The sequence below is a fragment of the Curvivirga sp. genome (genome assembly GCF_965219885.1).
Classification (GTDB): Bacteria; Pseudomonadota; Alphaproteobacteria; order UBA8366; family Aestuariispiraceae; genus Curvivirga.
In genome coordinates this window covers 1,556,747-1,570,500 of the sequence record NZ_CBDCOT010000009.1, presented here as the reverse complement: position 1 = coordinate 1,570,500, position 13,754 = coordinate 1,556,747, and the positions used below count along the sequence as shown (strand labels likewise).

At 43.1% G+C, this 13,754-nt stretch carries 11 protein-coding genes; 6 read left to right on the top strand and 5 right to left on the bottom strand.

Translation table 11 applies throughout. From position 1 onward, the window contains the following. Nucleotides 1–2: 2 nt before the first annotated feature. Entirely contained in the window at nucleotides 3–2,237 is a 2,235-nt protein-coding gene (locus tag ACOQOA_RS12850) for a primosomal protein N' (RefSeq protein WP_420549020.1), read from the bottom strand. 125 nt (nucleotides 2,238–2,362) lie between these two features. Between ACOQOA_RS12850 and fsa the strand changes: the two genes are divergently transcribed. The 3 genes from fsa to ACOQOA_RS12835 all read left to right on the top strand — a co-directional run bounded on the left by fsa (nucleotide 2,363) and on the right by ACOQOA_RS12835 (nucleotide 4,734). Next, complete coding sequence (gene fsa / locus ACOQOA_RS12845; RefSeq protein ID WP_155155148.1) at nucleotides 2,363–3,016, top strand: fructose-6-phosphate aldolase; 654 nt, start codon at nucleotides 2,363–2,365, stop codon at nucleotides 3,014–3,016. 67 nt (nucleotides 3,017–3,083) lie between these two features. After that, nucleotides 3,084–3,821 carry a DUF484 family protein gene (locus ACOQOA_RS12840; RefSeq protein WP_420549019.1) on the top strand — a complete coding sequence of 246 codons (738 nt, stop codon included), beginning with the start codon at nucleotides 3,084–3,086 and terminating at the stop codon, nucleotides 3,819–3,821. 97 nt (nucleotides 3,822–3,918) lie between these two features. Next, the gene (locus tag ACOQOA_RS12835; protein ID WP_420549018.1) at nucleotides 3,919–4,734 is read left to right on the top strand and encodes a substrate-binding periplasmic protein; all 816 of its coding nucleotides are present in this window, start codon (nucleotides 3,919–3,921) and stop codon (nucleotides 4,732–4,734) included. 16 nt (nucleotides 4,735–4,750) lie between these two features. Here ACOQOA_RS12835 and ACOQOA_RS12830 read toward each other — a convergent pair whose 3' ends face one another. Next, the gene (locus ACOQOA_RS12830; protein ID WP_420549017.1) at nucleotides 4,751–5,377 is read right to left on the bottom strand and encodes an SCO family protein; all 627 of its coding nucleotides are present in this window, start codon (nucleotides 5,375–5,377) and stop codon (nucleotides 4,751–4,753) included. A gap of 240 nt (nucleotides 5,378–5,617) precedes the next feature. Here ACOQOA_RS12830 and ACOQOA_RS12825 point away from each other — a divergent pair, with 240 nt between their 5' ends. From ACOQOA_RS12825 to ACOQOA_RS12815, 3 genes are all read left to right on the top strand, one after another. Beyond that, entirely contained in the window at nucleotides 5,618–6,319 is a 702-nt protein-coding gene (locus tag ACOQOA_RS12825) for a response regulator transcription factor (protein ID WP_420549016.1), read from the top strand. 23 nt (nucleotides 6,320–6,342) lie between these two features. After that, on the top strand, nucleotides 6,343–8,007 hold the full coding sequence (locus tag ACOQOA_RS12820) for a stimulus-sensing domain-containing protein (RefSeq protein WP_420549015.1): 1,665 nt from the start codon (nucleotides 6,343–6,345) through the stop codon (nucleotides 8,005–8,007). Between the two features lie 70 nt (nucleotides 8,008–8,077). Further along, a complete protein-coding gene (locus ACOQOA_RS12815) occupies nucleotides 8,078–8,890 on the top strand; it encodes a substrate-binding periplasmic protein (RefSeq protein WP_420549014.1) in 813 nt (270 codons plus the stop codon). Nucleotides 8,891–9,031: 141 nt separating this feature from the next. Here ACOQOA_RS12815 and ACOQOA_RS12810 read toward each other — a convergent pair whose 3' ends face one another. The 3 genes from ACOQOA_RS12810 to pepN form a co-directional block, all read right to left on the bottom strand. After that, a complete protein-coding gene (locus ACOQOA_RS12810) occupies nucleotides 9,032–9,523 on the bottom strand; it encodes a hypothetical protein (RefSeq protein ID WP_155155152.1) in 492 nt (163 codons plus the stop codon). A 76-nt stretch (nucleotides 9,524–9,599) separates the two neighbouring features. Next, nucleotides 9,600–11,027, bottom strand: a complete 1,428-nt coding sequence (locus ACOQOA_RS12805; protein WP_420549013.1) for a dihydrolipoyl dehydrogenase family protein — start codon at nucleotides 11,025–11,027, stop codon at nucleotides 9,600–9,602. A 96-nt stretch (nucleotides 11,028–11,123) separates the two neighbouring features. Then, entirely contained in the window at nucleotides 11,124–13,754 is a 2,631-nt protein-coding gene (pepN, locus tag ACOQOA_RS12800) for an aminopeptidase N (RefSeq protein ID WP_420549012.1), read from the bottom strand.

Below are 13,754 nucleotides of genomic sequence, written 5' to 3'. Positions count from 1 at the left end.
GCCTAAAAGAAACTATAGGGGTCAATATCAACCTGAACCCGCACGGATGAAGGGATTTTCTGAGCATTCAACCAAGGCTTTAACAATTTCTGGACGGAAATATTTTTCCCCACTTTCAACAACATACGACGACGATGCTTACCCCTCAAAACTGCCAAAGGAGCAGGGGTTGGCCCCAAAACAATTATGCCATCACCAAATGGGGCGGATTGCGCAAGACGCTTACTGACCGCGTTGACCATATCTGGATCAGGGCCAGAGATAATTAAAGCGGCCAAGCGACCATAAGGTGGCATTTCAGCTGCTTCCCTTTGTTCTGCCTCTGCAGCCATAAAACCATCGCGATCCCCATTTGCAAGTGCGGCCATCACAGGTTCTTTTACATTACTGGTCTGAATCATCACGCGCCCTGGACGATCAGAACGCCCCGCACGCCCTGCCACCTGATGCAAGAGTTGGAAACATCTTTCTGAGGCACGAAGGTCCCCCCCACTTAACCCCAAATCCGCATCAATCACTCCCACAAGTGTTAAATCCGGAAAGTGATATCCCTTTGCCACAATCTGCGTACCAATAATCACATTGGTTTCATGCGAGGTCACCCGGTCCACAAATGCTGAAGCCGCTACAGGTCCATATAAAGTATCAGAGGTCACAACTTCTACACGAGCATCAGGTAATAAATTTGATACTTCTTCCGCCAAACGCTCCACCCCCGGACCGCAAGCCCGAAAACTATGCTGATCATTACATTCCGGACATTCTGTAGGCATAGGCGCCTGATATCCACAATGATGACATTCAAGACGATTTGAAAAGCGATGTTCCACCAACCATGCCGTACAATTGGGACATTGCAAACGATGCCCACAGGTATTGCAAAGCGTAAGAGGTGCATATCCTCGACGGTTCAAGAACAACAAGACTTGCTCACCTTTGTCGAGCGTTTCTTTAACCGCATCTGCCAGTGGTGGGGATATCCATTGCTGTCGTCCCGGCTTATCTTTTAACAGATCAATTAAGGTCACTTCCGGTAAAACTGCCTGCCCATGTCGTTCAGGCAGAATCAAATGATCAAAACGCCCTTGTGATACATTAATTGTCGTTTCCATGGAGGGCGTCGCAGAGGCTAATACCACGGGACAATTTGTGATCTGCCCCCGTACGATCGCCATGTCCCTCGCATGATAGATCACGCCATCTTCTTGCTTGAAAGATGCTTCATGTTCCTCATCCACGATTATCAAGCCAAGATCAGCAAATGGAAGATGCAAAGCAGAGCGTGCGCCAACAACGACTTTCAACCGACCCGCAGCAATTGCTTGCCAACAATCACGTTTTTTACTTCCGCCCACATCAGAATGCCATTCACCCGGACGCACACCAAAACGGGCCTCAAATCGGGATAGCCATTGTGCAGATAAAGCAATTTCTGGTAACAGAATGAGTACTTGTTTATTCTGACGTAACGTTTCGGCAATTGCCTCAAAATAAACTTCTGTTTTACCGGACCCAGTCACACCGTCTAATAAAGACACCGCAAATTTATGCTTCTTTACTTCCTTACAAATATGATCTGCAGCATTTTTTTGTGCCTCCGACAGTTTGAAACCTTTACTATCAGGATGAGGTTCCGGCCATAATCCACCGACAGGAATCATAACTGCATCCAGCGCATCAGCCGTCATCAATCCTTTTACAACAGATGCGGACACTCCTGCCTCTCGTGCGATATCTGCCGATGACATGGGGGGAAATTCACGCACGACATCCAGCACCCGTTGGCGAGCTGCCGTCATTTTTATGGAAATCTCACCCTCTTTCGCGGTCAGAAGATATTTTGGTTTTTGCGGTTCAAAGACGGCAGGCACAGACATAGCCATACGCAAGACAGCCCCCGGAGCTGCCAAACAATAAGCCGCCATCCAATCTACAAATTTCCGGTTGGCTTCCGGTAAACGTCCAATCCGAAGAACACTATCTACATCTTTTAATTTTGAAGCCGCAACATCACTTTCATCTGCATATCCCCATATAACGCCAATCACTTTTCTTGGACCAAGCGGCACTTTCACAAAATCACCCGGCGAAACATCCATACCTTCAGGTACGCCATAATCATATGTTCCAGCCAAAGGCAGCGGCATAAGAACTTTTACCCGTGTTTTCTCTGCCCCCTTGACGAAGGGGTCATCTTTGGCGAAAAGGTCCTGTGAATATTGATCCGATGGGGCCATAAAACTGGTTTCTTCTGGTTGTTGCGAAAGTTTTACAATTTAAGACTAGGCAGACTAGAGCGATTCGGACAGAATTAATCATATGAGGCGAGCTCCCTCCACCCTTTTTTTAACGGAAGAGATAAATGAAATTCTTCGTAGACACCGCAGATATCGACGAAATCAAAGACCTTAACAGCACAGGCTTGGTTGACGGCGTAACAACAAATCCATCTTTGATCGCGCAATCCGGTCGTGATTTCTTAGAAGTTATCCAAGAAATTGCAGCTGTTGTTGACGGTCCGGTAAGTGCAGAAACAGTTGCACTTGACCATGAAACAATGCTGAAAGAAGGCCTAAAACTAGCTAAACTAGCTGATAATATCGCTGTTAAAGTACCATTAACAGCAGATGGCTTGAAAACATGTAAAGTTCTGTCTGACGAAGGCATTCCGGTGAATGTGACATTATGCTTCTCTGCTGGGCAAGCATTATTGGCGGCAAAAGCAGGTGCTGCGTATATTTCACCATTTGTTGGTCGTTTAGATGATATCGGTCTTGATGGCATGGATTTGATTGCAGATGTTTGCCAGATTTATGCAAATTACGATTTCAAAACAGAAGTATTAGTTGCCTCTATTCGTGGCCCGGGTCACGTGATTGAAGCCGCTAAAATGGGTGCTGATGTTGGCACTCTTCCACCAAAAGCATTGCGTGCTCTGTATAACCACCCATTAACAGATAAAGGATTGGATGCCTTTATGAAAGATTGGGAAAAAACAGGTCAAACAATTCTGTAATTTCTTTTAGGGCAGGCAAGCATATTTCTTGTCTGCCTTATTTCTTTGATGTTGGAGAGATTTTCAAATGGCAGAACATACCATTCGCGCTGCAAATGAAAACCTGACTGCGGAAATAGTTGCTGACTATTTACGGGATCATCCGGATTTTCTATCTGACTTTCCTGATTTACTTGGCATTTTGCAACCACCTTCCCGCGAAATGGGTGAAGGGGTAAGCGACCTCCAGCAAACAATGATTCATCGATTGCGTGATCAAGTAGAACGCACAGAAGATCTCGCCAATGTCATGATCGTGAACAGCCGCGATAATCTTGCGAGCACCACACAGATACATGAATGTGTCTTGCAATTGATGTCTACAGAATCTTTTGAAGAATTATTAGAAGTAATCAGCCGCGATTTGCCGAAAATTCTGGAACTGGATTGCGTCGCTTTATGTGTTGAGAATGATGATATGACCATGCCACCCATCGATGGCTTACGCGTCATTCCGACGACTCTAATCGATTATTTATTACCAGATGGACAGGTTATCGCGTTACGCGATAACACCATGCCAGATCCTAATGTATATGTTGAAAAATTTGAGGTGGTGAAATCTGAAGTTTTAGTGCGTTTGGAAATTTCTCCGGAAGTTCCCCCTGCTTTATTGGCATTTGGTAGCGGCGATCCTGAAAGATTTGACCCTGGCCAAGGAACAGAACTTATTCTTTTCCTTGCACAATCCATCTCGGAACTCATTCGTATTTGGCTTGCCTTACCAAGTCCTGAAGTCATTTTTGGTGGCGATGACGACCAATAACCTTTGAGGGAATATTAGAATTTCCTACTACTCATATTGACAAATTTTTCATTTCGCAGTCTCATAGACCTCTTGCAAATTATATAAGGGGTATAATGTGCGGCGAAGATTGGCGAATTTAGGAAAATGTATCTCCCTTTTATTTTCACTTCAATTCTTATGGATTGAAAGTGCTTATTCTGCTGAACCCCTTGAAATTGCAACAATTGGCAATTTTCCACCTTATACCTATTTGATAGACGAACAACTTACAGGTATCGACATCGATATTCTGGACGAGTTAAGCAGAAGGTCAGGCGTCAAATTCACCTATGTGACCCTACCCTGGAAACGCGCCCTTAAGAAAACTGAAATCGGTGAAGTGGATGGGATGTTTTCGCTCTTCCATAATCAAAAAAGGGCGAGTTATGCCCATTTCATTGAGCCAGCCATCCATTACAGCACATACAAATTATTTGTTCGAACTGGCGAAGAGTTTATCTATCAGGATGTCAGTGATCTTTATGGGAAAAGCGTTGTCCTAAATCTTGGATATTATATCAATTCCCCATTGGAGCGCGCCATCAAAGCAGGCAAAGTGAAAGTATTACGCATTCCCTATACAGGCGAAGCTTTAGCCGTTTTAGCAAATCGTAAAGTAGATGTGCTGATTGGAAATTATCATGAAATATTGTTCAACAAAGGCTTAAACCCAGATTTGGACCATATTGTTGACCTACCCAACCCCATTCAAATGCCAAAGGAAGCCTATCTGGTTATTTCCAAGAAGGCGGAAATCCCAGATAAAAAACGGGTCATGGAAGAACTTTCCCAACATCTTCTCACCATCCATCAAGATGGGACTGTTAACAGGATCTACCAAAAACACCATCCTGCCACATTACGACAGAATGGTGTTCAATACTTGGAATAATAGTTACTGAAATAGATTACTTAACCAAAGCCAAAACATCTTTGGCCATTTGTTCTGGCTTACTGTCATGCTTGAACATGGTTACAAAATCACCATTAGGATCCATCAGATATGTAAAAGCGGAATGGCTCATTACATAATCACCATCTTCATCTGGTTCCTCTTTATTAAAATAAACACGATAAGCTTTTGCTGTTTTCGCTATTTCAGGTAAATCACCTGTTAAACCAACCATACGTTCATGAAAATGATCTGTATATTCTGCAATGGCTTGAGGCACATCACGTTCAGGATCAATAGTAACGAAAATTGGCGTTATTTTGCTCGCTTTGTCATTATCTTCATCTTCCATCATCGCCATTGCCTCTCCCATGACAGCAAGGTCAGTCGGACAAACATCAGGACAATAGGTGAAACCAAAATAGATCAGCATATATTTGCCAGCGAAATCTTTCTCTGTTACCGGCTTTCCAGTTTCATCAATCAAATTAAATGGACCACCTAACTCCACCTGCCCCATCGCCAAAGAGGAATTACTGCTCTTTTGTTGCGTTTGATAGAGATATAAATAGGTTGCAATCAACGCAGCCGCAGCCACAGCGAAAATCGCCATAAAGGCGGGCGACAGAATCAAGCGTTTCATAATTACTAATCCTTTAAACCGTTACATCCGCATTATCGGATATCATCTGCGATAGAAATAGGCAGCTATCCAAATAATTGCAAGTCACGAAATCGTAATAATAAATCGCTTTTGCCACGGTGATTTCCTATTGATGCCCCAATTGTGCCTTAATTCGAATTGATTGTAGCATACTAGAAATTCCATTATGTTATGTAATCACCAAAGTTGAATGAGGGGCTGGCATAAGCCAGACAAAAAATGAGCCATAAGATTGCACTTGTTGACGATGACCGAAATATCCTGACCTCTGTTTCCATTGCCTTAGAATCAGAAGGCTTTGAAGTTGTGACCTATAATGACGGAGAAACCGCTCTTGCTGGAATCAACACAGGAAATCCTGACCTGGCGGTTCTCGACATTAAGATGCCACGCATGGATGGTATGGAATTATTGCAACGTTTGCGTAAAACTAACACCATGCCGGTTATCTTTCTGACTTCTAAAGATGACGAAGTCGACGAACTTCTTGGGTTACGTATGGGGGCAGATGATTATATCAAGAAACCTTTCTCTCAGCGTCTTTTGATTGAACGCATTCGTGCGCTTTTGCGTCGTAAAGAATTAGAAACCAGTGGCGGTGATAATTCAGCTGGTGGTGTTATGACTCGCGGCAAACTTGTCTTAGATTCTGACCGTCATATTTGCAGCTGGAACGGTAAGGTTGTAAATTTAACTGTAACAGAGTTTTTGTTAATCAAAACATTGGCACAACGCCCGGGGCATGTCAAAAACCGTGATCAATTGATGGATTCTGCTTATGGCGAGAACATCTATGTTGATGATCGTACAATTGATAGTCATATCAAGCGTCTGCGTAAAAAATTCCGTGACATCGATAATGAATTTAATGAAATTGAAACCCTCTACGGGGTGGGTTATCGTTATAAAGAACCAGCCTAAACCCACTTCATTATACGAGCAATATGTTAAAAGCTGACCCCGCTAAGGCGCCAAATAAAACGTTAAAACCAGAAAAAAGCCCGACGGTAAAGAAGTCGCGCTTTTTAACGCCTTTAGCACGCAAGATTCTTGCGATCAATATGCTGACACTCGCTATCCCTGTTGCAGGACTTCTTTATCAGGGCGTTTATAAAGATCAATTAATCCAGCAAGAATTAGAAGCCTTACGAACACAGGGTGAGATTTTTTCCGGTGCATTAGGTGAAGCTGCAATTACCCGCCTGAACACAGGACAAGAAATTTTAAATCTCGTCCCTGCGCGCCATATCATTCATCGCTTATCTGTTCCAGGCCGTGTGCATGCCCGCTTGTTTTTAAATGATGGAAAACTAGCTGCAGATAGCGAAAGATTAGGTGGAATCAATCAAATTGTTGAGGTAGAGGATTTGCCTGAACATGATTCAACTGCAGAACAGATCCTAGAACCACTGTTAGAAATGATGGAAAATTTAACGGAAATCACATCCCGTCATGATCTTCCTCTATATCAGAATAACGCCATTCCAGTTGCCAGCGATTTTCCGGAAGCCCAAAATGCGCTGCGTGGTGGTATAACAGGTGTCGTCAGGCAGAAATCCAATGGCAACCTGGTTCTTTCGGTCGCTTTCCCAGTTCAACGATATTATCAAATTGCGGGCGCATTAATGCTTTCAAAAGGTGGGGCAAAAATTGATGCTGCCATGCGGGAAATTCGCCTTAATCTACTAATTCTATCCGGACTCGCTTTTGTCTTAACAATCAGTTTATCGCTTTATCTAGCCGCTAGTATTGTGAGTCCGATCCAACGACTAGCCCATGCAGCTGAACGCATTCGCGAAAATGTGGGCCGACAAGATGATATCATTCCAGACTTCACCTCTCGTCGAGATGCGATTGGTGAGTTATCAGGTGTTTTGAGAGAAATGACCGATGCATTACGGAAAAGGCTTTCAGCCATTGAAAGCTTTGCTGCAGATGTATCCCATGAGATTAAAAATCCTTTAACTTCACTAAGAAGTGCTGTGGAAACTTTGTCCTTCGCGAAAGATGAAGAACAAAAGAAAAAATTACTCAAGATCATTGAAGATGATGTAACGCGTCTTGATCGTTTAATCACAGATATTTCTGATGCTTCTCGTCTCGATGCCGAATTATCAAGGACGGATGCAACACCTGTTAATATGGCAGAAATGCTGGATACGTTAGTAGATATGCATAATACGATGGCTGAGGATCGCAACCGTCCTCAGATCCACTTGGATTGCCTAGGAAATGGTCCGTTTATGATCCAAGGAATAGAAGGACGGCTTGTCCAAGTTTTCCGTAACTTGTTTGGTAATGCGGAAACATTTTCGCCTGATAATGGTCGCATTTCTGTTCGCCTAGAGAATGTTGAAAAACAAATCATGATTACGGTTGAGGACGAGGGCCCCGGTATTCCAGAAAATAAACTGGATGCTATTTTTGACCGCTTCTATTCTGAAAGACCAGAGGGGGAAGCATTTGGCAAACATTCTGGTCTTGGTTTAGCAATTTCCAAACAAATCATCGATGCACATCATGGTCGCATTTATGCGGAAAACCGACATAATCCTGACGGCAGTCCCAAAGGCGCACGCTTTATTATAAAGTTACCTATGGGCAATTAATTCTGACAAATATTGCTCTGATCCGCCATGAATGTATAGTGGATGTAATATAAGCTCTCTGGGGAAAAGAATGTTTAGGCTTAAGGCTCTTTGCCTCTTATTTTTTATCGTTGGTGTCAGTTTTAATCTATCAAAGGTATCTGCAAGTGATTTGCCAAAGGAAATTACTTTATCAACAACAGAATGGTGTCCTTATACTTGCCTGAAAGATCCCTCATCCACGGATCAAATCACAGATGGTCTAATTGTAGAATACTTAACTTCCATTTTCGAACAGCTTGAAATTAAACTTATCGTTAAAAATTTACCATGGTCGCATGCCGTTAGACGTGCCAATGAGGGGCAGGAAATTGATGGATTGCTTGCTGCTGTCTTTGAAGAAGCGCCCGACCTTGCCTTTACCAATGTGCCAACAATGACATATCAAATCTGCATGTTTACCAATGACGATACAAAATGGCAGTTTAAGCCCGCAGATACAGAGAAAGAGCTATTGTATAACTTACAAGCAAGAAAAGTTGGGATTATTAATGGTTACGGCTATGATCCTGTTTTCGATAGATTTGCCGCCAATAGTCTTAATGCAGCATTTATTGAAAGAGTTTCGGATCGAAATGGATTAGATATCCTGTTTACTTTTTTAGAACGACATAGAATAGATGCCTTTTTGAGTAACGAACAAGTCATTGCATGGCACCTGAAAAACCATGCTGGTCACGCCAAGGTTAAAAATGTGGGTTGCTTCAATGAAAATCCTTTCTTCATAGGATTAAACCCTTCCAAGATCTGGACAAATGACCTTTTACAACGTTTAGACAGCACCTTGATTAAACCAGAAAACCAGAAACTTCTTTCTGAATTAATTACCAAATACACTCACTAAATAAATAGAAAAGCCCATGATACAAAATCATGGGCTTTTCTTTGGCAAGAGTAACAAACTATATCTTACGAAGGTAAAGGCAAAACCCACCACGATATAACTCATTACAGAGAGAGCTCTTTGTTTTGGAATTACTGTAAATTAAGCAACTTCCCCGGCAGCTTCCACGCGACCAAGGATCGTTAAAGCACGGCTTCCTTGATCTACAGATTGAAAGTCATGAGCCGCCATATCTTTATGTAATTTACCTTGCCATGCAGAAATCATATCCAAGGTAATTTTATCTTCTTCCAGCGCACCGGAACGTTTTACCGGGCCATCTGTCAAAATACGATGATCACGACGATTGATCGCACCAGCATCCAACAATAATGCCGCTAAGCGACGATTATCATCACGTGTCATGTTACGTGGGTCAAATTTGCGATTGGCTAAACGAAATACGGCTTGAGTATCAATTTTTACCGATGTTTCAAACCCGTCAGGCAAATAATGCCGAGGCGCAGACCGTTTTACGGAGGATGCAGAAACACGTTCGCGAGAAGGTGTCAACAAATAAGGCTCTTGTGTTGTGCGGCTTAGCGCCTCTTCACGAGTCCAACCAAGCGCATTAAAAATATGTCCTAGTTTCATTTTTTGCCTCCTTAAATCTCTAAGAAACTCTTACTGAGATTAAGAAAGCAATTTTGATGCCATTTAGAAGTGCCAATTAGGAAAATTTCATCAGGAAGGAAACGATCTTACGCACACGATCAGAGAAAAGCTTGGGTGTATAATAACTTCCTGCCACTCTCTTGGAGATTTCAGAACGTGTTGGATAAGGCAAAATCATTCCCGCAACATCCCCGATCTTTAATCCTTTTGAAATCGCTAAACACCACGGGGCAATTAATTCCCCAGCGCCATCACCGACAATGGTGCAGCCGAGGATTTTACCTTTTTTGTCAACAAAAGCTTTTGCAAAACCTGTTGTTTTACCTTCCGCCTGCGCACGGTCATTTTCTTTAAAATGCCATTCCAACATATCGTAATTATCGACATATTTTTCTTTGACCGTTAACTCATTCACACCCACTTGCGCAATTTCAGGGGATGTATAAGTTACCCAAGGCACTGCTGAATGGCTCACTTTTGCAGGCATTTTGAAAAGCGCATTTCTAATAACGATACCGGCGTCATATCCAGCCATATGCGTAAATTGATATCCACCTGTAACATCGCCAATGGCAAAGACACGTTTATTACTAGTGCGTAGGCGTTCATCCACTTCAATCCCACGTGGTGAGAACTTGATATTTGCTTTTTCCAAATCCAAACCGTGCACGTTGGGCGCACGCCCAACCGCCATCAAAATATGGCTGCCTTTTATAACGGATTGCTCATCGTTTTTCTCAATTTGAACTTCAACACCTGTTGCGGTTTTTGTAACAGATTGCACAGATGTTCCTTCATAGAGATCAATGCCATCCGCAACCAATTGCTCACGTACGACTTGAACAGCTTGTTCATCATCTTTGTTCAGAATAGTTAATGCATCCACGACCGAAACCTTGATCCCAAGTTGCGCATGCGCTTGCGCCATTTCCGCGCCAATGGGACCACCACCAATCACCACCAGATGATCTATTTTCTCTTCGTTAAAGAAAATGGTTTCATTGGTGAAATATGGCGTGTCTTCAACACCTGAAATTGGTGGCACAAAAGCGGATGATCCAGTTGAAACAACAATATATTTTGCCTGGATGATGGTATCATTCACTTCCACTTTACGCGGCCCGACAAATTTGCCCACTCCTTGATAGACTTTGACACCTAGACCTTCAAAACGTTCCACGGAATCATGGGGTTCAATGGTCTTAATAACCGAGTCAACATGACCACGCACTGCCGACATATCAATCTTGGGATCGTCATATGTAACACCGAAATTTGCGGCATGCTTATGTGATTGCGCTGCGTGAGAGGCAGCAAGCAAAGCTTTTGATGGCACGCATCCATAATTTAAGCAATCGCCGCCCATCTTGCCTTTTTCAATCAAAGCAACAGAAGCACCCATCTGCACAGCACCTGCAGCGACAGACAAACCACCGGATCCGGCGCCAATCACACAAATATCAAATTTCATTGTTTCGGTCATACGTCACCTTTTTCATTCTGATATCTATCATGTAAGGCATATGATCCAAAAAATCCCTTAAACATTACCTAACAATTTTGTGATCGGATCGGAATTTTAGACGAGTGACTTGTTTACTACCTCAAAGACATCCCGGCTCAGACCATCTACATCCGCAACACGTTGTAGGGCAGATTTCATTTTTATCTGACGGCCCTCATCAAAACGTTTCCACTGCCCTAATGGCCCAGCTAATCGCGCAGACACTTGCGGATTCATCTTATCCAAACGAATAATAATATCAGCTAAGAAGTCGTATCCGGCCCCGTCGGCAGTATGGAAGCGAACCATATTGCCAATACAGAATGATCCGATTAGAGCACGTAGGCGATTTGGATTATTAAAATTAAAGACTGGATGATCCATTAAAGCTTTTACGTCAGATAACACATCAGGATGTGAGGAGATCGCTTGTGCACCTAGCCATTTGTCCATTACAATCGCATTATCTTTCCAGATATCATGGAAATGATCAAAAACAGTCTTCTTCATTTCCCCCGGATAATCGGTGATCAATCGCATACCTGCGACTGCGTCTGTCATATTGTCAGCCGCCTCATAGTGAGCCTTGAGTAATGCGGGTGCTTTATTAGCATCCGCAGCAGCCATATAAGCCAAAGCTGTATTGCGAAGGTCCCGTAATCCAGCTTGTTCAGCTGTTGGTTCAAATGCACCGTGAACGGTGGAATGATCATAAATTTCTTCAAAGACAGATCTATGCGCTGTTGCGACAGCAACGCGTAGGGCTTCACGCGCCGCATGGATGGCATCTACATCTATCATATCCATCTGTTCAGATACGAATTCTTCAGAAGGTAGTTTCAATGCACAGGCCTTAAAGGCAGGTTCCAAATCTTCATTTCTGGCAATATGTCCCATTGCGGCAACAAAATCGTTATCAATGCTGAAATCCTTTCCAGCCTGATATTCAGCAACCATCTTGGTTAATAATTCTGCTGCATATTGTTGACCAGCTTCCCAGCGATTAAAGCTGTCATGATCATTCCCCATCAAAAACGCCATTTCAGCTTGGCTCTGACCCGTTTTCAAATGGACAGGTGCAGTGAAACCTCGATTTAGAGAAAGCACAGGCTTCGTCACAACATTTTCAAATACAAATGTTTGTTCTTCTTCTTTTAAATGCAAAAGATGTTCACTTGCTTCAACGCCATCAAAGTAGCATTTCTGATCTTCACCGGCCTCACCTAAAAGACCAACACGTAAAGGGATATGCAGCGCCTGCTTAGTCGCCTGCCCTGCTGTTGGCTTTGTTTCTTGTCGCAAGGTCAAACTAAAACGTTGCGTTTCCTGATCATACTCCGCAGACATCACATCCACATTTGGTGTACCGGATTGACTATACCATAATTTAAAATGTGCTAAGTCCACCCCACTGGCATCTTGCATGGCAGCTGCGAAATCATCACATGTAACTGCTTGCCCATCATGACGTTCAAAATACAGCTTCATACCTTTTTGGAAGTTCTCTTCCCCCAACAAAGTATGCATCATGCGGATAACTTCTGCGCCCTTTTCATAAACCGTCGCTGTATAGAAATTATTAATTTCAATATAGCTTTCCGGGCGTACAGGATGGGATAAAGGCCCTGCATCTTCCGGGAATTGACGGGCGCGTAACATGCGCACATCTTCAATGCGCTTCACGGCATGGCTGCGTTGATCACCAGAAAACTCCTGATCCCTGAAAACAGTTAAACCTTCTTTTAAACTCAACTGGAACCAATCACGACAAGTAACACGGTTCCCCGTCCAGTTATGAAAATATTCATGGGCAACAATACCTTCGATGAGATCGAAATCTGTATCTGTTCCCGTTTTTTCATCTGCCAGAATATATTTATCATTAAACACATTCAGGCTTTTATTTTCCATCGCACCCATATTGAAATCGGATACAGCCACAATATTAAAAATATTCAGATCATATTCCAGATCAAATCGCGTTTCATCCCAGCGCATGGATCGTTTCAGACTATCCATCGCATAATCACAGCGTGTCTCATTTCCATGTTCCACAAAGATACGCAATGTCACATCCTGGCCTGACTTAGTGGTAAAATTATCTTCTACTTTCGCTAAATCACCTGCTACCAGTGCAAATAGATAACTTGGCTTTGCATGCGGGTCTTCCCAAATTGCGTAATGACGCCCGCCTTCTAAATCACCATTTTCAATATTGTTACCATTAGAAAGTAATACCGGGTTAGTCTCTTTATCAGCACGGATTGTCACCTTATAGGTGGTCATCACATCCGGTCGGTCCATAAAATAGGTGATCCGGCGAAAACCTTCCGCTTCACATTGTGTGCAATACATCGTGCTGGAACGATATAGACCTTCAAGGCGTGTATTGGCAGCTGGATTGATTGTATTCTGAATCGTCAGCGTAAATTCGTCAGGCAAATCGGATAATGTCAGAAGTTCATCCGTCAACGTAAATTGATCTTCACGTAACTCGCGGCCATTCACACGAATGGAATTCAATCCTAATTCTTCCCCATGTAGAACCAAATCATCATTCCCACCATCGCAACGTTTTAGATATTGAGTTGCTGTGACCAGTGTGAATTCAGGCTCCAAATCAAATTCAAGTTCGACCCGCGACACCGAAAAAGCAGGCGCCGTGTAATCGGCAAGTTGTATAGCAACTGGTTGATCGACGCGCAT

Excerpts from the sequence above, each read along its gene's own strand:
- ACOQOA_RS12850 (WP_420549020.1), bottom strand. The coding sequence starts at position 2,237 with ATGGCCCCATCGGATCAATATTCACAGGACCTTTTCGCCAAAGATGAC.
- fsa (WP_155155148.1), top strand. The coding sequence starts at position 2,363 with ATGAAATTCTTCGTAGACACCGCAGATATCGACGAAATCAAAGACCTT.
- ACOQOA_RS12840 (WP_420549019.1), top strand. The coding sequence starts at position 3,084 with ATGGCAGAACATACCATTCGCGCTGCAAATGAAAACCTGACTGCGGAA.
- ACOQOA_RS12830 (WP_420549017.1), bottom strand. The coding sequence starts at position 5,377 with ATGAAACGCTTGATTCTGTCGCCCGCCTTTATGGCGATTTTCGCTGTG.
- ACOQOA_RS12825 (WP_420549016.1), top strand. The coding sequence starts at position 5,618 with ATGAGCCATAAGATTGCACTTGTTGACGATGACCGAAATATCCTGACC.
- ACOQOA_RS12820 (WP_420549015.1), top strand. The coding sequence starts at position 6,343 with ATGTTAAAAGCTGACCCCGCTAAGGCGCCAAATAAAACGTTAAAACCA.
- ACOQOA_RS12815 (WP_420549014.1), top strand. The coding sequence starts at position 8,078 with ATGTTTAGGCTTAAGGCTCTTTGCCTCTTATTTTTTATCGTTGGTGTC.
- ACOQOA_RS12810 (WP_155155152.1), bottom strand. The coding sequence starts at position 9,523 with ATGAAACTAGGACATATTTTTAATGCGCTTGGTTGGACTCGTGAAGAG.
- ACOQOA_RS12805 (WP_420549013.1), bottom strand. The coding sequence starts at position 11,027 with ATGACCGAAACAATGAAATTTGATATTTGTGTGATTGGCGCCGGATCC.
- pepN (WP_420549012.1), bottom strand. The coding sequence starts at position 13,754 with ATGCGCGTCGATCAACCAGTTGCTATACAACTTGCCGATTACACGGCG.